The organism is Winogradskyella sp. 266wxhm, assembly GCF_058964685.1.
In genome coordinates, this window is sequence record NZ_CM179559.1 from 2,391,785 (window position 1) to 2,417,117 (window position 25,333).

The following is a 25,333-nucleotide window of genomic DNA, read 5'->3' on the forward strand; positions in this document are numbered from 1 at the left end:
ATGTCTTATTTCTGATTTACCAAATCCATTAAGTCAACATCGTTTCCAAGAAGGATTTCGTTAGGGTTTATGCGACCTTTCATGCTGTCGTTTTCTAATTTTAAAACGCCTCTTGGGCAAACAGCACTGCAAATACCACATCCAACACAGCTTGATCGTACAATGTTTTCGCCTTTTTGAGCATAGGCACGAACATCAATTCCCATTTCGCAATAGGTTGAGCAATTTCCGCAAGAAATACATTGCCCACCATTAGTTGTAATTCTAAACTTTGAAAATAAGCGTTGCTGAAATCCTAAAATTGCCGCCATAGGACAACCAAATCTGCACCAAACACGACTGCCAAAAATAGGGTAGAAGCCAGTGCCAATAACACCAGAAAAGATAGAACCGATTAAAAATCCGTAGCTTTTTCTTAAGCTTTCTGATTTAAATAAAAACAACGAATTGTCTTTGCTGAAATAATGTAAAGCAAATAAGGACATGATAATCACAAAATAACCAATAGCGCCGTATTTGGCGTCTTTAGCTAATTCCTTACGCTTAAAGAGAAATATTCCAACAAAAATCAAGGTCAAAAAAGAAGCAACAAAAATTAAAAACGACGATTTTGTAAGCCAATATTTGCTGGTATCATTGCCCAAATAACTATGTATTACAGCTGTAGTCATTAACACAACGAATACTAAAACCGAGTGAATTACCCAACGCTCAACTTTCCAAGCAAATTGAGATTTATCGCTTAATTGCCTAAAAGAATCTCCAGCAGTTTCGGCTAAAGCGCCACAACCACAAACCCAAGAACAGTACCAGCGTTTACCATATTTGTAGGTTAAAATAGGCGTGATAATAAATATTGAAACGATACCAAAAATTAGCATGGCTAAACCGATATTTCCAGCACTGATAAAAGCTTTAATGCGATAACTTTCGAAGTTATAATAATTAAGAGGCCAAATATTTTTTAAATCGTAGTACGGTAAATCGCTGTTCATTACGTACATGAATTCTGGAATTAAAAACGCAAAAGCCAATTGAAAAAACATGACCGATATAGTCCTAATTTGTTCATAGCGATTGTGTCTATATTTTAAAATGAATTTGTAGCCAAAAACTAAAATCGCGACCGTGTAAAGCGTACCGTAAACAAACCATTGGCTGGCGTTTCTTCCGCTTAAAATTTGACTTAAAGGATCAAATAGCGCAACTAAACCAGTGTTTTCTTCACCTTTTTGAGCTAAACCTAAATATTCAGGATAAAAATAAAGTACAATGTAAAATAAGGTTAAAACAACACCAATTAGCCAACCAATTAATCCTCTAGCGGATAAAGATTTAAACCAAACACCATCATTTTTTATGCCTTTAGATTTATCTAAATACAAACTATTAGAAAACCAAATAGCGCCAATAAACATTAGGCTTAAAGCGATAGTTAGAGTAATTGTTTTATTAGGAAATTCAACATTAAAAAGAGCCAACGTCAAAATAAACAAACCAAGTATACCAACTGCTGAAGCTATTTTTTGAGTTTTTGTTAATCCATAAGAATTAGCCAAAGACATGCTGTAATTTAATTTTAAGCTCATGTTAGTTAGTTTGTAAGATGTTATTATAGCTTGCTTTTATCTCGTTTTCAAATCGCTTGTAGAATTCTGGATCAAAATTGGCTGCTTCCAAATGATTAATCACATAGTCTAGATCACGTTTTTCGGTGAGCCATTTATCAAAAACGTCGTGACGTAGTCTAATACCAAAGGTATTGATGCCTAAAAATTGATTTGTGTCTCTGTGATAAGCTATAGTCATACATTTGGTGTCGTCTTGATGTTTCCAATGAAAATGAGCTTCGTATTCTGGTTTGTCTTTTTTGCCATGAACCCAACCGTAAGTTTGATATTCGATATCTAAAAATTTTGCGCTGTTAAACCAATGTCCTGGTTTGTATTCCGTTTTATTGCCACAAATGGTTTGCGCTAAAGTTTCGCCCATCATGCGACCTGTATACCAAACCGCTTCAATTGGTCTGCGATTACCGATCGCTTCACGCTGTTCGGCACAATCACCAATTGCATACACATCTTTAATGTTGGTTTCTAAAAAATGATTTACCAAAACACCTTTATTGGTTTCAATTTTACTTTCTTTTAAAAATGAAATATTAGGCGAAACACCTGCAGTTAAGCCTACAAAATCACAAGGAATTTCTTCACCAGTATCTTCAATTACAACAGATTTTACTTTTCCGTTGTCATCAGAAATGATTTCTTTCAAATTAGTTGAAAGTCTTAAATCGATATGATGATTTTTAATGTGTCTATTTATCATTTGGCTTTCGCCTTCTGGTAAAACGCTATTCCAAAAACTACTTTCTCGTACCAAAAATGTTACCGGAATATTTCTAGAATTAAACATTTCTGCCAATTCAATACCAATCAATCCGCCACCAACAATGACGGCGCGTTTACAGACTTTGTTGTTCGGTGCATAGATTTCAAGGTTTTCTAAATCTTGTTTGCTGTATAAGCCTTGCACGCCTTTTAGGTCTTCACCTGGCCAACCAAATTTGTTAGGTTTACTACCTGTTGCGATCACTAATTTGTCATAACTCATTTGGTCGCCTTCTGCAAAATGAAGCGTTTTATTATCAGTATCAATACTGTTGACGTAACCTTTTTTTAAGTCGATATTATTTTTCTTCCAAAACCAATTTTCGTAAGGTTGCGTGTGCTCAAACTTCATGTGTCCCATGTAGACATACATTAGCGCAGTGCGCGAAAAAAAATAATCACTTTCAGCAGAAATGATTGTGATTTTTTTATCCGATAATTTTCTAATATGTCGTGCTAAGGTAACTCCCGAAATCCCGTTACCAATAATAACAACGTGCTCCATATTTTGGTTTTAGTTAGGCTTTAAGTCGAAGGTTTTGTTAAAACCTTAATCCTTTTTTCAAGTTTGTTTAAATTTATAGATAAAATAAGACTTATGCGATTTGTTCTTAGGATTTCTATATTGCTTTTGTGTTGTAGTTGTAGTATGACCTCACCCAAAAGTGAGAAAATAAACGGTGTAAGTTTTGTGGCAGCAAGGGAAGTTGTGGATAGCTCACATGTAGAACCAGTAGTCAAAGTGAATGCGAATTATGCTGCTATTATGCCGTTTGGGTTTATTAAAAATCTTGAACACCCAGAAATTATTCACAACACAGACAGACAATGGTTTGGTGAAACCAGAGCAGGAGCAGAGCAATACATTTCTGAATTACGAAAAGCAGACATTAAGGTAATGATTAAACCTCAGATTTGGGTTTGGGGAGGCGAATTTACTGGTGAGATTATGATGACAACCGAAGAAGATTGGAAAGCTTTAGAGGATGCTTACTCAAGCTTCATTTTAGAATATGCAGATATGGCAGAAAAGGTGAATGCTGAAATTTTCTGTATTGGAACCGAATTAGAGTTATTTGTGAAATTTAGACCAGAGTATTGGTCTCAACTCATTGAAAAAATTAAGACAGTCTATAAAGGAAAACTAACCTATGCTGCCAATTGGAATGAGTTTGCTAAAACACCGTTTTGGGACCAACTAGATTATATAGGTATTGACGCTTATTTTCCACTTAGCGATAAAAAAACACCAAGCTATGAAGATTGTTTAGAAGGCTGGAAGTCTCATAAACCCATTATTGAAAAACTTTCTAAGCAACAAGACCGACCAATTTTGTTTACAGAATATGGTTATAGAAGTGTAGATTATTCTGGTAGACAACCTTGGGTGTCAGATCATACCATGAGAGATGTAAATCTTGAAGCACAAGTAAATACCACAAAAGCCTTATTTGATACTTTTTGGCACGAGGATTGGTTTGCAGGTGGTTTTGTCTGGAAATGGTTTATTATGCACGACGAAGTTGGTGGACATGACAATCCTATGTTTACACCGCAGAATAAACCTGTAGAAGAAGTTCTGAGAGAATATTATAAGAATTAGTATTTTTGTGTATTAACTACACAAAAATGGCACTCATACAAAATATAAAAATTGCAGTAGATGCAGTGGTTTTTGGTTACGAATCCAAAAAATCCTTATCCGTTTTATTGATTAAAAGAGGAGTAGAACCCTTTAAAGATACTTGGGCTTTACCAGGAGGATTGGTTTTAGAAGAGGAGTCTTTGGAAGCAGCAGTTAAAAGAGAGCTCAAGGAAGAAACAGGTGTCACCATTGATTATTTGGAACAGCTGTACACTTTTGGTGAGCCTAAACGAGACCCTAGAAATCGAGTAGTAGCCGTAAGCTATTTTGCTTTGGTAAAACCACATCATTTTAAAATTGAGGCTAGTACAGATGCTGTTGAAGCACAATGGTTCACCTTAGATAAATTACCAAAATTAGCATTCGACCACAAGAAAATTTTAGAGATGGCTAAAGAGCGTCTAAAAGCTAAGCTAACCTATCAACCTATTGGGTTTGATTTGTTAAACAAAGAATTTCCGTTTTCAGATCTTGAACATTTATATACTTCCATTTTAGAAAAAGACATTGATAGACGTAACTTCAGAAAGAAAATCTTAAGCTTCGATATTCTAGAAGAAACAGATAAAATAAGCCAAAAGGGAAGTGGTAGACCAGCTAAACTTTTCAAATTTAATCAAAAGAAATACAACGCACTTTTAAAAGAAGGTTTCCATTTCGAAATTAAGTTTGTGTAAAAAAAACACAAATAATTTTGTAACTGAATAAATTTAATCTAAATTTGTGTAAAAATAACACAAAATGTATTTAAATTTAGATACTCAATTTCAGCCTTTTCAACCAGAAAATAATATTCAATTTGAGGTTTTTACCTTTTCTGGAGGTGAGCCTCATATTAAGATTTTAACTGACGTTTCTAATCAAGCAGAAGTTACCATCACAACAAGAATTCAATCCTTTAATGATTTTGGATTGTTACTCTTATGTGTAGATGCATTAAGACGGTATGGTGTTGAAAAACTAAATGTATTCATACCTTATTTTCCGGCAGCAAGGCAAGATCGAGTTATGGTAAAAGGAGAACCGTTATCGGTAAAAGTTTATGCTGATTTATTAAACCAATTGAATTTAAATAAAATTACAATTTATGATCCACATTCTGAAGTTACGCCAGCCGTTCTAAATAACTGTGAGGTAATTACTAACCATTCCTTTATCCAGAAAGTCGTGTCTAATTTGGACAAGGATATTTTGTTAATCTCACCAGATGGAGGAGCGTTAAAAAAGATTTATAAAGTATCTGAATTTTTAGGAGGAATATCAGTAATAGAATGTTCAAAAAAGCGAAATGTCAAAAACGGACAATTGGAAGGTTTTAGAGTTTATGAAGATGATCTACAAGGCAAAGATTGTTTAATTGTAGATGATATATGTGATGGAGGTGGCACTTTTATCGGCTTGGCTAAAGAACTGAAAAAGCATAATGCTGGCAATTTGTATTTAGCTGTAAGTCATGGTATTTTTAGTAAAGGTCTTGAGGAACTTAATCAATATTTCACAAAGATTTTTACTGCCGATAGTTTTAAAACAATAGATGAAGGTGTAGAACAAATAAGATTAAAGGAATTGATAAAATGAAAATTAGTCTTATCAAAGGAGATATCACTAAAATAAAAGTAGATGCAGTAGTCAATGCGGCTAACTCTTCCTTGTTAGGTGGTGGTGGAGTGGATGGAGCTATTCATCGTGCTGGAGGAACAATGATATTAGAAGAATGTCGAGATATTAGAAATCGTCAAGGTAAATGTAAAACAGGTGAAGCTGTAATTACTACTGCTGGAAATTTACAAGCTAAAAAAGTAATTCATACTGTAGGTCCTGTATACAATGGAGGCAATCGTCTTGAAAAGGAAAAACAGCTTTTGGCAGATTGTTATATTAATAGTTTAAAACTTGCAGAAACTAATGAATTAAAGACAATAGCTTTTCCAAACATAAGTACAGGGATTTATAGGTTTCCAAAATCAGTTGCAGCAGACATTGCGATTAAGTCGGTCTTAAATTATAAAAGAGAAACAATTGAAGAAGTGATTTTTGTGTGTTTTGATGATGAAAACTATCAGCTTTATAAAGAAAAATTAAAATGAAACTTAAAATAAAATTATATAACAAACAAATAGAAAAGTGGCCACAACAAGGTCATCATATCATGGCGCAATATGATAATCAGAAGATTATTGTATACCAATCATACAGACCAGAAATAGGTGATTTTGCGGTGCAAAACCAATATTTTGGCGGGGCTTTTAGCCAGGATAGAATGACTTGGATTAAACCAAATTTTCTTTGGATGGTGTACCGTAACGGCTGGGCAACAAAAGTTGGGCAAGAAGTCGTTTTAGCTATTCACTTAAAACGAGAAGCCTTTGAGCGCTATCTCAAGCAAGCGGTTTATTCGAGTTATCAATCTGATTTGTATGTGTCTAGAGAAGAATGGCAAAAAAAGGTAAAGAGTTCATCGATTCGCTTACAATGGGATCCAGATCACAATCCCTATGGAGCCAAACTAGAACGTCGAGCGATCCAAATTGGCATAAGAGGAAAGGAAGCTGTAAACTATGCAAAAGATGATATTTTAGAAATAGAAGACATCACACCTTTTGTAAAAGAGCAATACCAATTTGTTTTAAATAAGCAATTGGATCAATTAATGATTCCAGAGGAGTATCCTCTTGTATTTAATGATGAAGTGTTGAATAAAAATTTAAGATTACAATGAAAACAAAAATACACTCAGCATTATTTGGTTTAGCGGTAGGGGATGCTTTAGGTGTTCTTGTTAAATTTATAATTTTTGATTAAGATGAATAAAATACAATTAGATGCACAAATATTTATAATTGAAGACTTTCTAACGTTAAAAGAATGTTCAGATTATATAGAAAAATCTGAGTTACAAAGTTTCGAAGAGGCTAAAGTAAATATGGGAGGTACTCAAGTAATGCTAAAAGGAGTTCGTAATAATGACAGACTATTGTTTTTTGATGAAAACTTAGCAGAAACCTTATGGTCAAAAATAGAACCATTTGTACCGAGTAAAATAGGCTCTAGTGAAGCTATTGGTCTTAATGAAATGTTTAGAATTTATAGATATAATGCAGGCCAACGTTTCAAAATGCATAGAGATGGTAGCTATGAGCGTAATGAAACCGAATTTAGTATTTTGTCATTTTTAATTTATTTGAATGATGATTATGAAGGTGGTGAAACAGAATTCAGAAAAATAATCACCATAAAACCAAAAACAGGAATGGCATTAGTGTTTCATCATCCTTTGCGACACGAAGGAAAAGAAATAATATCAGGAACAAAGTATGTGTTAAGAACAGATATTATGTATAAGTTAGAGAAATGATTATGGAAATAAAATTAGTTTACATAGATAATTTCTTAGGAGAAGCTTGGGAAAAGGCATTTTCAGGAATAGACAATGTTTATATAATAAATGAAGATATTACAAAGGTAAAATCTGATGCTATTGTAAGTCCAGCTAATTCATTTGGCTTTATGGATGGTAGCTTAGATTATGTGCTATCCGAACATTTTGGTTGGCATATACAAGAGAAGCTACAAGAGAAAATTAAAAATTCTGATCTTGGCGAATTGCTGGTTGGTACATCTATGGTGCTAGAAACTGGAAATTCTGAAATTCCATATTTAATATCTGCACCAACTATGAGAGTTCCTATGAACTTTAATATTGCGACATCAATCAATGCGTATTTGGCTATGAAAGCAATTTTAATCGCGTGCAAAAACCACGATGATATTAATTCTGTTAGTATTCCAGGACTATGTACAGGTTGTGGCAGAATGCCTTATCATATTGCTGCAGAACAAATGTTTTTGGCATATGAAGAAGTTGTTTTAGGTAAAAAAAGAGATTTCAAAGAGTTTGGGGACGCACAAAGATTTCAAATAAAATTAAATGAGAATAGTTTAATATGGCATCATTAAATACATCAACATTTGCTATAGGCGACATACACGGAGGCTTAAAAGCCTTACAACAATTGTTAGAGCGTTTAGACTATTCCGATAAGGATTCATTTATTTTTTTAGGAGATTATGTCGATGGTTGGAGCGAATCTGCTCAGGTTATTCAGTATTTAATTGAGTTTTCTAATTCCTATGATTGTATTTTTATTAAAGGTAATCATGATGCTTGGGCAGAACAATGGTTAAGAACTGGAGATGTAAATCAGGTTTGGTATTTGCATGGCGGAAAAGAAACCATGGAAAGCTATAAGAACTTTACTGAAGACGAAAAATTAGAACATCTCAATTTTTTCGAAACCATGAAAATGTTTCATATCGATGAAGAAAACAGACTCTTTCTTCATGCTGGTTTTACCTCTATGCATGGCGTTTTAAAAGAAGTTAATCAAGAGACTTTTTATTATGATCGTACACTTTGGGAAATGGCTTTAACCATGGATAAACGTATTCATAAAGATTCCGTCTTATATCCAAATAGATTAAAGCATTACAACGAAATTTATATAGGTCATACACCAACAATAAACTTTAAAGAAAATCAACCTATGAATGCCATAAACGTTTGGAATGTAGATACAGGTGCAGCATTTACAGGGAAATTGTCAGCTATAAATATTGATACAAAGGAAGTCTTTCAGAGTGATGAGGTAATGACTTTTTATCCTGAGGAAACAGGTAGAAACAACATATCTTATAAAAACCGAATAATCAATTTTAAACGACGATTATAGAAATGAAGTACACAAGAGAAAATACAATTCAAAGGTATAACTCAGGTGAGAATTTAAAGTTTTTGTTTTTCTGGGGACACCAACCTAGTAAAGATGGCTCAATTATAAGTAGTTGTTTTAGTCAATGGTGGGAATCCGACTTCAATGTTTCTGATATAACATATAAAACAGCAGAACATTATATGATGGCTGAGAAAGCGAGATTATTTGAGGACGAAAAAACATTAAAAGAGATTCTACTATCAAATAATCCACATGAAGCTAAAATGTTAGGAAGAAAAGTAGCCAATTTTGATAATGAACTTTGGGAAAAGTTTAAGTATGAGTTCGTAAAGCAAGGTAATTATCATAAGTTTTCTCAAAATAAAAAATTAAAAGAGTATCTACTTACAACTTCAAATAGAGTTTTAGTAGAGGCAAGTCCAGTCGATCGTATTTGGGGAATAGGATTGGCTAAAAATGATGAGAAAGCACAGAATCCAAATCTTTGGAGAGGAGATAACTTATTGGGGTTTGCTTTAATGGAGGTACGAGATTTGTTAATTTCTTAAATAATGGTTTATACAGCTTTCAGTCCCTTACCGTCAAAAGAAAAAGAAAATTCATATTACTTTTTAGCGGGAAGTATTGACTTTAAAGAGTCAAATCCTTGGAGAGAAAGTTTGTGCAAAAACTCAAATGAATTCATTCATTTTTTTGATCCAACAAGACCAGATCATAATCTTTTAAAAGATAAAGAAATGAAGCAGCATATCAATTGGGAGTTAGATGCTTTAGAACTGGCGGATAAAATTTTATTAAATTTTTTATCAGAAGCAAAATCACCAATCTCTTTGGTTGAACTAGGGTTATACTCAAAATCAGGTAAACTTGTAGTAATTTGTCCGTACGATTTTTATCAATATAGGTATGTAGAAACTCTTTGCGAGAAGTATGATATACCTCTATTTCAAAAGCTCGAGCAAGTTAAATTTTAATTTTGTGTATTTTTTACACAAAATAATTGTTTTCTAGTATAATTCATTTTATATTTGTGTAATAATTACGCAAATTAATATATTATGAACCCATTATTATTCACAGACGGTTATAAAGTAGACCATCGCAGACAATATCCAGAGCAAACAACTTTAGTGTATTCTAATTGGACACCTCGCAAAAGTAGAATAGAAGGAATAGAAGAGGTCGTATTTTTTGGGTTGCAATACTTCATCAAAAAATATATGATTGAAGCGTTTACTAAAGATTTTTTCAGTCAACCAAAAGATATAGTTTGTCAGAAATATCAAAGACGTATCAATAATTATTTAGACGAAAATAAAGTAGGTATAAAACATATCGAGGACCTACACGACTTAGGATATTTACCTATGGTTGTAAAAGCATTGCCAGAAGGTGTTTCTGTACCAATTCGAGTACCAATGCTTACCATGTACAATACAAAACCAGAGTTTTTTTGGCTAACTAATTATTTTGAAACTTTATTATCTACAACACTTTGGTTGCCATGTAACTCGGCTACTATCGCAAAACAGTATCGTAAAATTTTAGATACCTATGCAGAAGAAACGTCAACAATACCAGAATTTGTAGATTGGCAAGGTCATGACTTTTCAATGCGAGGTATGGGAGGTTTGGAAGCTGCTATCATATCTTCAGCAGGACATTTATTGAGTTTTACGGGAACGGACACAATTCCATCAATTGATTTTTTTGAAGACTATTACAATGCGAATTCCGATACAGAATTAATTGGTGGATCTGTTGCAGCAACAGAACATTCTGTTATGTGTATGGGAACCAATGAAGGTGAGGAAGAAACCTTCAAGCGTTTAATTACAGATATTTATCCTAACGGTATTGTGTCGATAGTTTCAGATACTTGGGATTTATGGAAAGTCTTGACAGAGTATCTTCCAAATCTAAAGAATGAAGTCCTAAGTCGAGAAGGAAAAGTCGTCATCAGACCAGACTCTGGAGATCCAGCTGATATCATTTGTGGTAATCCAAACGGAAAAACAGAAGCTGAACAGAAAGGAGTTATTCAACTACTTTGGGAAATTTTTGGTGGTAAAACCAACCAGAAAGGGTACAAAGAATTAGATAGTCATATTGGAGCTATTTACGGAGATAGTATCACTCTAGAAAGAGCCAAGGATATTTGTGAACGTCTAAAACAAAAGGGTTTTGCGTCTACTAACGTGGTGTTGGGTATTGGTTCATTTACGTATCAATATAACACCAGAGATACGTTTGGTTTTGCCATGAAAGCAACTTACGGTGAAGTTAATGGAGTTGGAAGAGAAATTTACAAAGATCCTATAACAGATGACGGTACCAAAAAATCTGCTAAAGGCTTAATTAAAATTGAAAAAACTGAAGGTCGCTACATCATGAAAGATCAAGTATCTTGGGAAGAAGAACAGCAAGGTGAACTTAAGGAAGTCTTTAAAGGTGGTAAGCTGTTGATAAATGATACGTTACAAGACATTAGAAATCGAGTAAAGTTGTAATTAACAATCCTAGTGCGTTAGGTGTTGTTCTTTTTATGAAAAGCAGGATACAATTCCTGACTCACAAAATCCTTTGGAAAATTTTCATCACCTTCAAAACCTAGTTCAATATCTCTACCACTATATGGAATATAATCGGTTTTAAAGATGTAATCCCAAAGGCTTAAAGTAATTCCGTAGTTTACACCATACCTAGCATGTTTAGGAAGTTCTTTGGCATGATGCCAAATATGCATTTTAGGATTGTTAAAAATATATTTTAGTATACCATAATCCCAACCTAAGTTAGCATGGTTTAAGTGACCAATTGTAATATTAAAAAAATGAACGATAGCCACATCTTGAGCATCAAAACCGCCAATGATAGCGATTGGAATATAAAGTAAAGATTTATACATCACAGGTTCCATCCAATGGTAACGTAGGTGGGCAGCAAATCCCATTTGTTTTACACTATGATGCACTTTGTGGAAATTCCAAAGCCAATCTACGCGGTGTAACAAGCGATGTGTATTCCATTGTACAAAATCAGCCACTAAAAAGAAGATAAATAAGCCCAGCCATTTCGGTAGATTGTCAACATCAAAGAGTTCAAAATCTTTAACAGATAAGCCTATTGTGGCCAGAATATCATTAAAAAATTCGGATACAGTATTAGAAAGCGCGATGAAAACAATTAAGTTCAGCAAAAAGAAATTGAAGAACATATAGAAAGTGTCTAACCAAAAGTCTTTTCTAAAAATAGGTTGGTTTTTTCGCCAAGGGAAAATCAATTCCAGTATCCAAACTAGTAATGAAATTGCAATTAAACCATAGAAATAATTATCCCAATGATTAATATCTATGAGTTCAAATTTTAGATAGTTCCAATATCCAGAATACGAATTTTTAATAATGTCTAAATACTTTTCCAAAATGTCAACATTTAATTGTCGAATAAAAGTTGGTTTCTAACAACAACCTCCACCATCATAATGAAAGGTAGATTCACTAATAAAAATATCATCTCTACCCAAACCAGCAAGTGCACCAGCAGTTTTGTCGCAAACAGCTAAAGGCTGATTTTTTAATAATACATGTCCTGCTTTATCATCAAAATAATCATCTTCTCCGTAATAAATGGCTGCTTTTCCTGTAAAAATACAAGGTCCGTCAGCAGGCATAGGATCTTTTATGGCTGCTACTTCAATAGATTCTATGTAGATTAATTCATCTGTTGGGTAATGCTTCGGATCTAAAATTCGGTAGGGTTTACGTGCTCTAATTTCAATAGTTCCAAATCCAGCATCTGTTAGAGTTTTTACATAGTCAGCAATTGGTAAACTGCCACTTAAGCAAAGTGCTCTTAAGCGTTCGTCGTTTCGTAAGTCATCGTTCATAGGCTGCTCGCAAGTAGGATCACTCATAACTAAACGTCCATGAGGTTTTAACACACGATACATTTCTGCAATGGCTTTCTTTAAATCGTCAGCTTTAAAGATATTGAACAAACAATTTTGAGCTGCGACATCAATGCTATTATCTTCAACCGGAAGATGCATTGCATCACCTTTTTTAAGATCAACAAATTCTGATTTAAACCAATCATTTTGCTCTTCTGCAATTTTGAAATTTTTACGAGAAGCCTCTAACATTTCATCTACAACATCCACACCAATAACTCCTCCTTTTTGTCTGCTGAAATAAGCAAACTGAAGTAGCTCCATGCCACCACCAACACCAACATAAAGTGTTTTTGGATTGTTGGTTAAATCACGGGCATGCACCGTTGAGCCACAACCGTAGTTCATCTCTTGCATAATCCTTGGAATCTTCAAACCAGGTAACTCCCAAATAGGATTTGTTGTACAACATAGCCCAACATCTGGTGTTAATGCTGCTTCTTTATATATGTCTTTTGTGGTTTCTAGGTAACTCATATTTTAGTCTGCGGTAAAAAGTCATCAGAAAACAGTAAAAGTAAGACTGGAAACTGCTTACTAAGGACTGTTAACTTATTTATTAAAGTGTTTTAATTAATTCCTTAAATAACGTAATCATATCAGGTTCTGCTTTGTTTGCCATCGCAATGATGTCCGAAATATTCACAGGTTCTAAGTTGTCAGGGTCACATTCGTCTGTTAATACCGAAACGGCAGCAGCTTTTAGGTTGAGATGATTAGCTACAATAATTTCTGGTACAGTACTCATTCCAACGGCATCTGCTCCAATAATTTTTAGCATTCTGTATTCGGCACGTGTTTCAAGTTGAGGCCCAACAACCGAAGCATACACACCTTTGTGTAATGTAATGTTGTGTTCTGAAGCTATATTTTCAAATTTTGAAATAATTTCTGCATCATAAGGAGCACTCATATCTGCAAAACGCTCTCCTAATTCAGAAACTCCCTTAAACGCCAAAGGTGAACCTCCTTGTAGATTAATATGATCATCAATAAGCATTAATTCGCCTTTTTTGAAATCTAGATTAACAGCACCAGCAGCATTAGAAACTAAGAGTGTTTTAATACCTAGTTTTTCCATTATTCTCACAGGAAAAGTGACATCCTGAAACGTGTAACCTTCATAAATATGAAAACGGCCTTGCATTACTACGACTTTTTTTCCGCTAAGGGTGCCATAAATAAGCTTGCCTTTGTGAAACTCTACGGTTGCCGTTGGGAAATTAGGTATGTGGTTATAGCTCGCCTCAGCTTCTATTTCTATCTCATTGATGAGTTGTCCTAAGCCAGTTCCTAAAATAATACCGACTTCGGGTTTATCAAACCCCTTATGTTTTAAATATTCTGTACTCTCTTCTATAAATTTAATCATTGAGTTGTTGAATTTTTTCTTGTAGTTTTTTGTTGTTTTTATAAAAGTCTGAAGCTATTAAGTCTTCGTAAGTATCAATATCGTTCAAAACGTCTAAAATACCAACTGAAATATTAAGATTGTGTAACTCTTGTAACGTTGTCTTTAAAAGTGAAGGTTGGCTCCATGGCTTGTTAAGGAAAATGTCTTCAATCAAACTAGACATACCCACCAAATAATACCCACCATCTTCAGCCGGACCGAAAACAACCTCATTATTATCTAAAGTTTCTATGCCTATTTTAATATGATCTGCATTGATTTCTGGTAAATCTGAACCAATCAAAACGATTTTTTTATATCCAGCTTCAAAACCATTTTTAAAAGCATTGAGCATGCGTTCGCCTAAATCTTCACCTTTTTGAGTTGTTTTAAAATCATTTTTCCATTTGTTATCTATAACAGTATCTGAAAAATAGATGTGTTTATCATAACCTAGAGTTTCTGTAGCATTTTTGGTAATCTTTACTAGTTCTTTATAAACTTCAAAGGCACCATGATCTCCAATGGTTTTGGCTAATCGGGTTTTTACTTTACCTAATTTTATATTCTTTACAAAAACGATTACGAGTGCTTCTGTCATCATATTCCTTTTTTGAGCCTAAGCAACTGTTCCTTGGCAACTGCTACCTGCACCAGCCGTACAACCATAACAGTGCTGGGAAATCACAATATCTCTGCCTTCTAAAATCTCTTCGTTGTATTCCGAAATGTGCTTAATTTTACTATTTACAGGAAGTTCTAACATTTGATTAAAATCGCAATCGTATAAATAGCCATTCCAACTTACGGAAAGTGTGTTGGTACACATCACATTGGCAACAGCAACTGGGTTATAAGCCTCTACTAACTGATACATATAGTCTTCGTAATTTTCAGAAGCAATTAAATAATCTAAAAATCGACTAATAGGAAGGTTAGTAATGGCAAATAAGTTTTGAAAATGAATACCAAAATCTTCTAGCAATGCTTTTTTGAAATCCTTTTCCATAGAAGCTTGGTTACTTGGTAAAAATGCACCAGATGGATTGTAAACTAAATCTAATTTTAATGAACTTTCTGGCATGCCATAACCAACAGCATTGAGTTCTTGTAAAGCTTGAATGGATTTATCAAAAACACCATCACCACGTTGTTTGTCAGTTTTTCCGCGTGTCCAATGTGGCATAGAGCTTACTACATGGACATTATGTTTTTTGAAGAACTCAGGTAAATCAAGATATTTTTTGTTGGCTCTAATGATGGTAAGATTAGAACGAACAATAAAATCCTTAATGCCTGCTTTAGCAGCTTCCTCAACAAACCATCTAAAATTAGGGTTCATTTCAGGAGCTCCGCCTGTTAAGTCTAAAGTATGTGCTCCAGTATTTTTTATAACATCCAAACATTGTAGCATGGTCTCTTTTGTCATTATTTCTGTTCTGTCAGGACCAGCATCGACATGGCAATGATCGCATACTTGATTACACATGTATCCAACATTAATTTGAAGGATTTCAAGTTTTTTGGTTTTTAACGGAAATTGATTGGTCTCAGCAATTTTATCTTTGAACTTAGGAAGTTCACCATTTTGAAATATTCCGTTAGAAAGAATTTCTAGCTGTCTGTTACTTTTTGCTAAATCGCTATTGCGTTTATGTAAAGATTTGGTAATCATTAATAATGTTTTGCTCTCTTGCGTTACAATTCAGATTAATATGGATGGTTTCCGTTAGGATAAATCAAAAGGAAATTTTATCCATCTAATTTATTCACTTTATTCATCATCTGCACACCATGAACCAAAGATGCTCCACCTCGTATTGCTCCGGCAACATGAAGGGCTTCCATCATTTCTTCTTTAGTAATACCTCTTTGTAGTCCATCTCCAGTATAAGCGTCAATACAATAGGGACATTGAATAGTATGTGCAACTGCAAGAGCGATTAATGATTTTTCTCTTTCAGAAAGTGCACCTTCTTTAAAAACAGAATTATAATAATCAAAAAATTTGCTGCCGAGCTCTTCGTTCCAATCAGAGATTTTTCCAAATTTTCTTAAATCTGCAGGATCATAATATGTTTTAGACATAATAGTATTTTATTTTTGTACGAAAAATCAATATAAGGCTTTTGTCGAGATTAAATCAAAATGATTACAATGAAATTTTAAGAACACTAAAAATTTAAAGCAGGTATTAATGAAACCAAAACAATTTTAGTGTAATAAAATAAATATATCAAATTTGCACACTTATATGGAGATTACATTGTAATAAAAGAAACAATAAACTATCTTTGCAAACGCTTATAAATTCGATATTTATAGCAATAAAAATAAAATTAAATATGTCAGAAACACAAGAATTGACCTTTGATGTCCTAATTGAAATACCTAAAGGAAGTCGTAATAAATATGAGTATGATTTTACTCTAAATAAAATCAGATTTGATCGTATGTTGTTTTCTTCAATGATGTACCCTGGGGATTACGGATTCATACCAGAAACATTAGCTTTAGATAGTGACCCTTTAGATGTTTTGGTTTTAGGTCATCAACCAACTTATCCTATGGTAGTTATGGAAGTAAGACCTATTGGTGTTTTCCATATGACAGATGAAAAAGGACCAGATGAAAAGATTATTTGTGTACCGGTTTCAGACCCAATTTGGAGTAATAATAAAGATATAAGTGATTTAAATCCTCATAGATTGAAGGAGATAGAACATTTCTTTCAGGTATATAAAGATTTAGAGAAAAAGAAAGTTGATACAGGTGGATGGGGAGATGCTGCTGAAGCAAGAAAAATCTACCATGAGTGTGTGCAACGTTATGATGAAAGTGATCATAAAAAGAAGCGTACATTTACGATTTAGATATCTAAATTTTTTAGCTTAAAAATTAACACAAAAGCAATATCAAGCAATTGATATTGCTTTTTTCGTAAAATATAATTGGTTTTACTACATTTACCCAACTAAAAACTTATCAAATAAATAATCTATTATGGAATCAAACATAATTTATGTACCAATGGTATTAGCGATTGTAGGACTAGTGTTTATGTTCGTTAAAATGTCTTGGGTAAAAAAACAACCTGCAGGTGATGAGAAAATGCAAGGTATTTCTAAATCTATTAAAGAAGGAGCGTTAGCATTTCTGGCTGCTGAATACCGACTACTTCTAATATTTGTTATAATGGCAGCTGTAGCTTTAGGAATAGTGTCGTATTTGGTGCCGACCACACACTGGATAATCATCGTGGCTTTTGTCTTTGGAGCAGTTTTTTCTGGTTTGGCAGGAAATATAGGTATGCGAATAGCAACTGATGCCAATGCCAGAACCGCAGAGGCGGCTAAAACAAGTTTGCCTCACGCTTTAAAAGTGTCTTTTGGTGGTGGTACTGTTATGGGACTTGGTGTAGCAGGATTAGCAGTTTTGGGTATTAGCTTATTCTTTTTTGTTTTTCTTAAAATGTTTGTAACTGGGGAAAGTTCTTTTTATGAAGAAATGACTATTGCTCTTGAAGCCTTAGCAGGTTTTTCATTAGGTGCTGAATGTATAGCATTATTTGCCAGAGTTGGAGGTGGAATCTACACAAAAGCGGCTGATGTAGGCGCTGATTTGGTAGGTAAGGTAGAAGCTGGTATACCAGAAGATGATCCACGTAACCCAGCAACTATTGCTGATAATGTTGGAGATAATGTTGGTGATGTTGCAGGTATGGGAGCAGATTTATTCGGGTCTTATGTAGCTACAGTATTAGCAGCTATGGTACTTGGTAACTATGTTATAAGAGACATGTCTACAGGTGCACCTTTTACTGATGCATTTAATAATATGGGGCCAATTCTTTTGCCACTAGTAATAGCTGGTGTAGGAGTTTTAGCTTCGATTTTAGGAACGTTCTTAGTGCGTATTTCTAGTAATGATGCTAAGGAATCAGTAGTTCAGAGAGCTTTGGATACTGGTAACTGGGTTTCAATAGGAATCACTTGGGTAGCTTCATGGTTTCTAATTCGTTGGATGTTACCAATGACTATGGAAATGAACTTTTTCGGTGAGGGATTAAAAACAATTCCTTCTAGACATGTATTTTATGCTGCCACCATAGGCTTGGCTGTTGGTGCTTTAATTTCTATGGTTACGGCTTACTACACAAGTTTAGGTAAAACACCTGTTTTAAAAATCGTTAAGAATTCATCTACAGGTGCTGCTACAAATATTATATCTGGTTTGGCTGTTGGTATGAAATCGACATTCTTATCTGTAATTCTTTTTGCAGTAGCAATTTGGAGTGCTTATGTTTTAGCAGGATTCTATGGTGTAGCTTTAGCGGCTTCAGCAATGATGGCAACAACAGCAATGCAGTTGGCTATTGATGCATTTGGTCCTATTGCAGATAATGCTGGTGGTGTGGCTGAAATGAGTGAATTAGAACCACATGTTCGTGAACGTACAGATATTTTAGATTCAGTTGGTAACACAACTGCGGCAGTAGGTAAAGGTTTTGCAATTGCTTCTGCAGCATTAACAGCATTAGCTTTATTTGCGGCTTATGTTACATTTACAGGTATTGATGGTATAAACATATTCAAAGCTCCTGTGTTAGCAGCACTATTTATTGGTGGTATGATTCCTGTAATCTTTTCAGCTTTAGCTATGGAATCTGTTGGTAAAGCAGCAGGACAAATGGTTGAAGAAGTAAGAAGACAGTTTAGAGAAATACCAGGAATTATGGAAGGTACAGGTATTCCAGAATATGGTAAATGTGTTGATATTTCAACAAAGGCAGCTTTAAAAGAAATGATTATACCAGGTCTTATCACTATAGTAACTCCTGTAGTAATGGGAATTGGAACAGCAATCGTGAACGATAATTTTTTACTTGGTGCAGAAGTACTAGGTGGATATATGGCAGGAGTTTGTGTGAGTGGTGTAATGTGGGCAATCTTCCAAAATAATGCTGGTGGTGCATGGGATAATGCTAAAAAATCATTTGAAGCAGGTGTGGAAATTAATGGAAAAACGTATTACAAGCATAAAGATGATAATCCTTCACCTCCTCATCAAGCAGCCGTAACAGGTGATACTGTTGGTGATCCATTTAAGGATACTTCAGGACCTTCTATGAATATTTTAATTAAGTTAACATGTTTAGTAGGTTTAGTTATTGCTCCTATTTTAGGAAATCATGATGCTGAAGAAGGTTTGGCTATGACAGATGCTAAAATTACTAAAGAAGTTACTGTAGAGATTAATGATAACAGTGAAGCAGAAAGTGCTGTTGGTATTATTAAAAGTTCGACTACCAAAAATGGTGTTACAACTATTGAAGAAAGAAAAGTTGAAGGTACACTTGATGAAGTGAAATCTCAAATAGATGCTTTAAATGAAGAGAATGGTCATGCAGAAGTAAAGGTTAAAAAAGTAATTGAGAAAGTTGAAAAGACAAAATAGTTTGCAACTATAATTATTAGTATTTAAAAGCCTCATATGATTTATGAGGCTTTTTTATTTTTAAGGGTAGGGTTTTCAGTGTATTGACTGTTTTATTAAAAAGAGCAAAAGTTCTTAGATGAACAAAAAATCAAAACAATCAATTATTATGAAAAACTTAAAAAAGCTTCCAAATCTTATCTTAACCCTACTAATCCTATTAAGTGCTTTAACATCCTGTGAAAAAGATGATGGTAATTCTACAATTAATGATCCACAAGAAAATATTCCAGATACATTTTCAGAATATTTTGGTTCAGAAATATCTAGAAACTTTTTAGGAACAGTTATCGATAAAAATCATAATCCTATTGAAGGAGCAACAATAACTATTGGTGGCGAAACGGCCATGACTGATAGTAATGGTGTTTTTATCATAAATGATGCTACTGTTAATCAGCGTTTCGGATATGTTAAAGCTGAAAAAGCTGGATATATTCATGGTTCTAGAAGTATAGTACCTTCAAACGGAACCAACAAAGTTACTATTATGCTTCTTGAAGAAACTGTAGTTGGAACCGTTATTAGCGGATCTAGTGAAACGGTGACTTCAGCAGATGGTAGTTCAGTAAGTTTTGATGGCAACTTTATAAAAGAAGATGGTACTGCTTATTCAGGTTCTGTAGATGTTATTATGCACCATTTAGATCCAGCAGATGAAGATATGCCAATGCAAATGCCAGGTATGCTATATGCCGAAAACGAGGGTGGAGCGGAACGTATGTTACAAACTTTAGGAATGTTGGCTGTAGAACTTAGAGGTTCTGGTGGTGAAGATTTAAATTTAGCAGAAGGCTCAACTTCTGAAATTAAAATTCCTGTAGATGCTAGTTTAATGAGCATAGCTCCTGCAACTATTCCACTTTGGTATTTTGATGAAGCTAATGGCTATTGGAAAGAAGAAGGACAAGCAACACTTGAAGGTAACATGTATGTTGGTACAGTATCTCATTTTAGTTTTTGGAACTGTGATATTCCTGCAGAAGCTATTACACTGTGTCTTACAGCTACAGATGAGGATAATACGGCGTTAGCAAACATGGCTGTATCTATTACTAGTACAACTTTTGGTACTACATATGGCTACACCAATGAGAATGGCGAAGTTTGTGGTTATGTGCCAAGTAATGAAAGTTTAGTGCTTAATGTTTACAGTTACGACTTGTGTGGTGACGCACCTTTGTATACAGAAACGGTTGGACCTTTTACAATGGATTCAAGTATTACGATTATTGTACCTGACAATCCAGATGTTATTCAGGAAACGGTAGTTGGTACATTTAACACGTGTAGTGGTGATGCTGTTACAGATGGTTATGTTCAAATAGGTTATGGAACTCAAGTTTTTACTGATGCCGTAACAAATGGGAATTTTGAAATCAATTTGTTAAGATGTTCAGATAATGTTACGTTCTCTGTAGAAGCTAGTGATTTTGTCAACTTACAGAGCACAGATAGTATCAGTTATACATTCTCTTCGCCAATTACTAATATTGGAACTATTACAGCATGTAACACAATTACAGAGTTTATACAATATACTATTGATGATGGTGATTCAGTACTTTTTACAGATAATATTAGTACCAGTTTCTATATTAATGGAGATATGATTCCTAGATTGAGTATTTCATCGTATTCTAATAACCAGCAATTCGGCTTTTATTTTCAATTTAGGCTAAATGATAACCCACCTTACACAGGTGAATATACTGTAACAGGCTTTAATGATGCTATAGGTTTTGGTTCTGAAAGTCAGGAGTTGCCTTTTTTTGGTGATGACCCTAATAATGATGTTACAAGTTACATCACTAATTTTGGGGATGTGGGAGAATATATTGATGTTAATTTTAGTGGCAATTTTATGGGTTTAGATGGTAATTTACATTCAGTAGTAGGTGTAATTCATACGTTAAGAAATGAATAAACCAGGTTCTTAAGAATAAAAAAGCCTTCTCTACTTTGACAAGCTCAGTAACCAGAGAAGGCTTTTTTTATTCTATAAAGTATAAGTCAACCTAAACGTAACAAACCGAGGTTGTACAAAGGTTTCTGAACTGTAAACTGAAATATTATTTGCTCCATTACTTATATTTGAATCTATATCCAACAAGTTTGCGGCAATTAAAGAATATTCCCATTTCGCATCTTTATCTTTTCTGTATCTTAAAGAAGCATTCCAAGTTCTAAAGGCGTCTTTTTGTCCTTGACCGTTATTTTGTTCGGTATAAGAAAAATCGGTTAAGAAGGATACCGAATTCCAGATGTAAGCATCAAACTCTACAGAAGGAGCATTAGTCGTAAATTTAGTTGTATTAGAACCTTGATCGTTTTGTGAAATACTATATCTGTATCTAAATGTTACGTTTGGTGCTTCTCTAAAATTAGTTCTAATTTCTGGAGTGTATGTTTGTGAAAAACTCTCATTTACGGATCTTGTATCTTGTACAAACTGATTGATCTTACTGTATCCGAAATTAGCTCTTAAGCTAGCTCTAACTTTACCAAATGTACGTTGTACTCTACCAAAAACTGAAGCGCTTTCATCGGCAAAAGCTGAGTTAAAAAATGTTCCTGTTCTAATAACATTTTCAAAATTTGTCAATGAACGAATTTGGTCTATATTTTTACTATAGTTAGCACCAGCAAATACATTGGTGTAGTTAAAAAGGTTAAAACTTTGGTAGAATAAACTTACATTATGTGATAATGCATTCTGTAATTCAGGATTACCATATTGAAAACTGTTGTAATTATTCATTACTAAACCTTCAGCAATATTAGTAACATCCGTAAAAGATGTATTCATTCTATAATTAAGCGTTAAACTTTCGCTCTTTTTAAATTGAATGCGAGTTTCAAAATCTGGTAATACCATAAAGAAATTATCATCAAATAATGTCTCGCCATCTTGAGTGTTTTTGTTGCTATAAGCGTGAAGTGATACACCAGGTGTAAAAGTGAATTTTCCAGATTTAAGCCTGTAATGCACTCCAAGGTAGATGTCACTAAAATTGTATTCTACATCATTTGTAGTAGATAATAAGTTACCATTAGTATCTAGTAATGTTGGGTTAGGCTCAAATTGTGTACCATCATCTAAGAATTGAAAAATGTTAGAGTTAAACTTCTGATTGCTCAAAATTGTTCCTAAAGTAAAGTTGATGTTACTCTTAGAGTTCAATATATTATAGTAGTCTAATTTTGCATCTAATTGATTAGATTTTACACGTCTATCTTGATTTAAATCATAAGACATTTGATCTAAATTAAAGCCTAATACTTCAGCTGTAGGATCAAATGCATCTTGGTCAGTATCATCATTATTAGTTGGGTCATTTACTAATAGTGCATTATAAAACGGATCTTCATCTTTAATTAAATGTTGTGCTTCAAAAGCAAAGATGTTGTTTTCATTTAAGGTGTAATAGTAGTTCAAGTTCTGGTTGATACTAAAAGGGGTAGCTGCATCAAGTTGATTTGTATTACCTACTATTGATGAAAAAAGGTTCTGACGTTCTTCATCATCAGAAAAACGAGCTAAAACATCATAATCTAATTGATTGTTAACATTAGGTTTGTATGCTGCACTAAGTTTTGCTAAGAATTGATTTGTGGCTTCTCTACCTATTTGGGTAGTTTCTTCATCTGGAGCCACATCTCCGGCACCTTCTTCTAGTTCTAAGTAGTCGATATAGCTTTCCTCGCGTGTACGCATTCTAGAGCTGTTGTAGATTAAAAATCCACTTAAATCCAAGGCTTTGTTAGGTGAATAACTAAAATTAGCAGCAGCAAGTTTTGTAACTACTTCTTGAGCGCTAGCTATGTTTGTCAATCCTCCAAGTCCATTATCACCAAGGTTAATGTTAGTACCACTTGTTCTACTTGGCATTCTAAAGCCACCTCCAAAGTTCCTTAAATCTCTGTTGGTTAAAGCTACTTCACCGATATTATTCATATCGCCTATAACATTAACGCTATACTTTGGACTGTAATAAAAGAGTTTTGGTTGTACCAAATACAATTCATCATTAGGTGATGGAGCTGTTCCGGCACCAACTGTAACGTCTCCAAACCAAAAGTTTTCTTTTCCTTCTTTTAATTTGATGTTTATAGCAACATTATCTTGATTATTTTGTACTCCGCTTAATTGCCCGACTTCGGCATAGTTTCTTAAAACCTGAACTTTATCAACAGCATTGGAAGGGATATTTTTGGTAGCCAATTTAGTGTCACCGTCAAAGAAATCTTTACCGTTAACCATAAGCTTGCTAACTTCCTTACCTTCAACTTCTATTTTTCCATCTGATGTAATTTCAACTCCTGGTAATTTTTTTAGGACATCTTCGAGTTTACGTTCACTTCCATTTTTAAAAGAATCAGCATTGTAAACCAAAGTATCTCCCTTAACCGTTACTGGCATTTCGTAAGTCAATTCAACTGCGTCTAGAGAATTGTCTGGCATTAACGTGAAATCCTTTATGATATCTGCTTCTTGAGTAGTAACAGCTTCATCAAAAGTTTTTAATCCTATGTAGCTGACTTGTACTTTGTATTTGCCATTTTTACCTAAAGAAAGAACGTATTTACCTTTGTCGTTAGTTATGGCATAAGATTCTAGAGCATTAGTTTCTTGGTTTATAGCAATAACATTGGCAAGTTCTAAAGGTGTGCCAATACTATCTTTTACAATACCTTCCATTTTTATTTGTGCAAAGGCACTACCTGATACTACTACAAAAAGTAGCATTAATATTTTTTTCATTTCTTACGGTTTAGCTTTAGGTTAAGAATACTCAATAGTCTATGGTTTAATTAGTTTCGGCGTCCGCCTCTACCACGACCGCCATACATCTCGCGCATTTCTTCCATTTTTTTTGTGATGATTTTTGTGTATTCCTCTTGAGTTACTTCTTCACCTTTCTTAGGTTTTTCAATCTCTTCTTTTTCTTCAGGATTAATAACAATTTTAGTACAAAGAATAGTTGTTCTATCTGCGTTGATTTCTAAAATTAATCCAGGTAAACCCCAATAATCATCTGGTCCTTGATTAACTGGGATTTGAGGTGTGTACCAAGCCACAACTTCTATTGTTTTTGGGACTTCTATATCTTCTATAGGATTATTGGTTTGTGTCGAATCTTTTGTTTTCTCACTTTCCTTTTTGTCATCATCAGATCGTCTTCTTCGCATGCTTCTCCAATCGAACTGATCTACAGGCTTTGTAGCTGTAGCTTTAAAACAAGTATATTGACCTATTTGTTTGGTTTCGGTGCCCATCTTCCATTCAAGACTTTTTAATTCATCTTTAATTAGAAACTGTTTTCCAAAGAATTCCTGATCTTGAAGTAATTCTTTTGTCTTTACGTTTTTATATTTTGGACCAGCTGTAAAGCTTCCGCCAAAACCTCTAAATCCTCGGTTGCCAGGTGCTTCAAGTTTTTCTTCCTCTTTATAAATAGACTCTTCTCTGTTGAAGTTGAGTACAAATTGTTTTTCAAGAAAACTTCGCATACGCTCTTGCATTTGCTTTTTTTGTTCTGCCGACATGTCTCGTCCTCCCCATTGATCTAAATCCATTGTGGTTTTAGACATATAATGAGCTTTACCTTGAAAATCTTGAGCAAATGTGTTTGCGCTGATACAAATTGAAAATAAAAGTAATGCGCGTTTTAGAACTGATGTCTTCATCTTTAGAGTATTAAATTATTCTTACAAATTTAA

General features: G+C 33.9%; 24 protein-coding genes. 14 read left to right on the forward strand and 10 right to left on the reverse strand.

The window, feature by feature from the left end; all coding sequences use genetic code 11:
- Positions 1–5 precede the first annotated feature (5 nt).
- A complete protein-coding gene (locus AC2H4K_RS10570; protein WP_281138944.1) occupies positions 6–1,589 on the reverse strand; it encodes a 4Fe-4S binding protein in 1,584 nt (527 codons plus the stop codon).
- A gap of 1 nt (position 1,590) precedes the next feature.
- Complete coding sequence (locus AC2H4K_RS10575; RefSeq protein ID WP_281138943.1) at positions 1,591–2,895, reverse strand: NAD(P)/FAD-dependent oxidoreductase; 1,305 nt, start codon at positions 2,893–2,895, stop codon at positions 1,591–1,593.
- A 144-nt stretch (positions 2,896–3,039) separates the two neighbouring features.
- On the opposite strand from AC2H4K_RS10575, the gene AC2H4K_RS10580 reads away from it, so the two are divergent.
- The 11 genes from AC2H4K_RS10580 to AC2H4K_RS10630 all read left to right on the forward strand — a co-directional run bounded on the left by AC2H4K_RS10580 (position 3,040) and on the right by AC2H4K_RS10630 (position 11,278).
- Positions 3,040–3,993, forward strand: a complete 954-nt coding sequence (locus AC2H4K_RS10580; RefSeq protein WP_281138942.1) for a glycoside hydrolase family 113 — start codon at positions 3,040–3,042, stop codon at positions 3,991–3,993.
- A gap of 26 nt (positions 3,994–4,019) precedes the next feature.
- On the forward strand, positions 4,020–4,712 hold the full coding sequence (locus AC2H4K_RS10585) for an NUDIX hydrolase (RefSeq protein ID WP_281138941.1): 693 nt from the start codon (positions 4,020–4,022) through the stop codon (positions 4,710–4,712).
- 64 nt (positions 4,713–4,776) lie between these two features.
- The gene (gene prs / locus AC2H4K_RS10590) at positions 4,777–5,613 is read left to right on the forward strand and encodes a ribose-phosphate diphosphokinase (RefSeq protein WP_281138940.1); all 837 of its coding nucleotides are present in this window, start codon (positions 4,777–4,779) and stop codon (positions 5,611–5,613) included.
- Positions 5,610–6,122: an O-acetyl-ADP-ribose deacetylase gene (locus AC2H4K_RS10595; protein ID WP_281138939.1), complete on the forward strand. Its 513-nt coding sequence runs from the start codon at positions 5,610–5,612 to the stop codon at positions 6,120–6,122. The genes prs and AC2H4K_RS10595 overlap by 4 nt, the downstream gene beginning before the upstream one ends.
- Complete coding sequence (locus AC2H4K_RS10600) at positions 6,119–6,754, forward strand: DUF4291 domain-containing protein (RefSeq protein WP_281138938.1); 636 nt, start codon at positions 6,119–6,121, stop codon at positions 6,752–6,754. The genes AC2H4K_RS10595 and AC2H4K_RS10600 overlap by 4 nt, the downstream gene beginning before the upstream one ends.
- Before the next feature lie 84 nt (positions 6,755–6,838).
- Entirely contained in the window at positions 6,839–7,390 is a 552-nt protein-coding gene (locus AC2H4K_RS10605; protein WP_281138937.1) for a prolyl hydroxylase family protein, read from the forward strand.
- Positions 7,391–7,392: 2 nt separating this feature from the next.
- Complete coding sequence (locus AC2H4K_RS10610; protein ID WP_281138936.1) at positions 7,393–7,992, forward strand: macro domain-containing protein; 600 nt, start codon at positions 7,393–7,395, stop codon at positions 7,990–7,992.
- Complete coding sequence (locus tag AC2H4K_RS10615) at positions 7,980–8,765, forward strand: metallophosphoesterase family protein (RefSeq protein WP_281138935.1); 786 nt, start codon at positions 7,980–7,982, stop codon at positions 8,763–8,765. The genes AC2H4K_RS10610 and AC2H4K_RS10615 overlap by 13 nt, the downstream gene beginning before the upstream one ends.
- Positions 8,766–8,767: 2 nt before the next feature.
- Complete coding sequence (gene ybiA / locus AC2H4K_RS10620; protein ID WP_281138934.1) at positions 8,768–9,316, forward strand: riboflavin biosynthesis intermediates N-glycosidase; 549 nt, start codon at positions 8,768–8,770, stop codon at positions 9,314–9,316.
- 3 nt (positions 9,317–9,319) lie between these two features.
- A complete protein-coding gene (locus AC2H4K_RS10625) occupies positions 9,320–9,742 on the forward strand; it encodes a nucleoside 2-deoxyribosyltransferase domain-containing protein (RefSeq protein ID WP_281138933.1) in 423 nt (140 codons plus the stop codon).
- Between the two features lie 84 nt (positions 9,743–9,826).
- Positions 9,827–11,278, forward strand: a complete 1,452-nt coding sequence (locus AC2H4K_RS10630) for a nicotinate phosphoribosyltransferase (RefSeq protein WP_281138932.1) — start codon at positions 9,827–9,829, stop codon at positions 11,276–11,278.
- A gap of 17 nt (positions 11,279–11,295) precedes the next feature.
- Here AC2H4K_RS10630 and AC2H4K_RS10635 read toward each other — a convergent pair whose 3' ends face one another.
- The 6 genes from AC2H4K_RS10635 to AC2H4K_RS10660 all read right to left on the reverse strand — a co-directional run bounded on the left by AC2H4K_RS10635 (position 11,296) and on the right by AC2H4K_RS10660 (position 16,201).
- Positions 11,296–12,192: a sterol desaturase family protein gene (locus AC2H4K_RS10635; RefSeq protein ID WP_281138931.1), complete on the reverse strand. Its 897-nt coding sequence runs from the start codon at positions 12,190–12,192 to the stop codon at positions 11,296–11,298.
- Positions 12,193–12,228: 36 nt separating this feature from the next.
- Positions 12,229–13,197: an arsenosugar biosynthesis arsenite methyltransferase ArsM gene (gene arsM / locus AC2H4K_RS10640; protein WP_281138930.1), complete on the reverse strand. Its 969-nt coding sequence runs from the start codon at positions 13,195–13,197 to the stop codon at positions 12,229–12,231.
- 82 nt (positions 13,198–13,279) lie between these two features.
- The gene (locus AC2H4K_RS10645) at positions 13,280–14,092 is read right to left on the reverse strand and encodes a purine-nucleoside phosphorylase (RefSeq protein ID WP_281138929.1); all 813 of its coding nucleotides are present in this window, start codon (positions 14,090–14,092) and stop codon (positions 13,280–13,282) included.
- A complete protein-coding gene (locus AC2H4K_RS10650) occupies positions 14,085–14,717 on the reverse strand; it encodes a TIGR04282 family arsenosugar biosynthesis glycosyltransferase (protein WP_493742393.1) in 633 nt (210 codons plus the stop codon). The genes AC2H4K_RS10645 and AC2H4K_RS10650 overlap by 8 nt, the downstream gene beginning before the upstream one ends.
- A 15-nt stretch (positions 14,718–14,732) precedes the next feature.
- Entirely contained in the window at positions 14,733–15,788 is a 1,056-nt protein-coding gene (arsS, locus tag AC2H4K_RS10655; protein ID WP_281138927.1) for an arsenosugar biosynthesis radical SAM (seleno)protein ArsS, read from the reverse strand.
- Between the two features lie 77 nt (positions 15,789–15,865).
- Complete coding sequence (locus AC2H4K_RS10660) at positions 15,866–16,201, reverse strand: arsenosugar biosynthesis-associated peroxidase-like protein (RefSeq protein ID WP_281138926.1); 336 nt, start codon at positions 16,199–16,201, stop codon at positions 15,866–15,868.
- Between the two features lie 257 nt (positions 16,202–16,458).
- Between AC2H4K_RS10660 and AC2H4K_RS10665 the strand changes: the two genes are divergently transcribed.
- From AC2H4K_RS10665 to AC2H4K_RS10675, 3 genes are all read left to right on the forward strand, one after another.
- Positions 16,459–16,986, forward strand: coding sequence for an inorganic diphosphatase (locus tag AC2H4K_RS10665; protein ID WP_281138925.1), 528 nt, complete (start codon positions 16,459–16,461; stop codon positions 16,984–16,986).
- 130 nt (positions 16,987–17,116) lie between these two features.
- Positions 17,117–19,570, forward strand: a complete 2,454-nt coding sequence (locus tag AC2H4K_RS10670; RefSeq protein WP_281138924.1) for a sodium-translocating pyrophosphatase — start codon at positions 17,117–17,119, stop codon at positions 19,568–19,570.
- 148 nt (positions 19,571–19,718) lie between these two features.
- Positions 19,719–21,536, forward strand: a complete 1,818-nt coding sequence (locus tag AC2H4K_RS10675) for a peptidase associated/transthyretin-like domain-containing protein (RefSeq protein WP_281138923.1) — start codon at positions 19,719–19,721, stop codon at positions 21,534–21,536.
- Between the two features lie 72 nt (positions 21,537–21,608).
- Here AC2H4K_RS10675 and AC2H4K_RS10680 read toward each other — a convergent pair whose 3' ends face one another.
- On the reverse strand, positions 21,609–24,374 hold the full coding sequence (locus tag AC2H4K_RS10680; protein ID WP_281138922.1) for a TonB-dependent receptor: 2,766 nt from the start codon (positions 24,372–24,374) through the stop codon (positions 21,609–21,611).
- A 50-nt stretch (positions 24,375–24,424) separates the two neighbouring features.
- A complete protein-coding gene (locus AC2H4K_RS10685; protein WP_281138921.1) occupies positions 24,425–25,300 on the reverse strand; it encodes a GLPGLI family protein in 876 nt (291 codons plus the stop codon).
- Between the last annotated feature and the right edge of the window lie 33 nt (positions 25,301–25,333).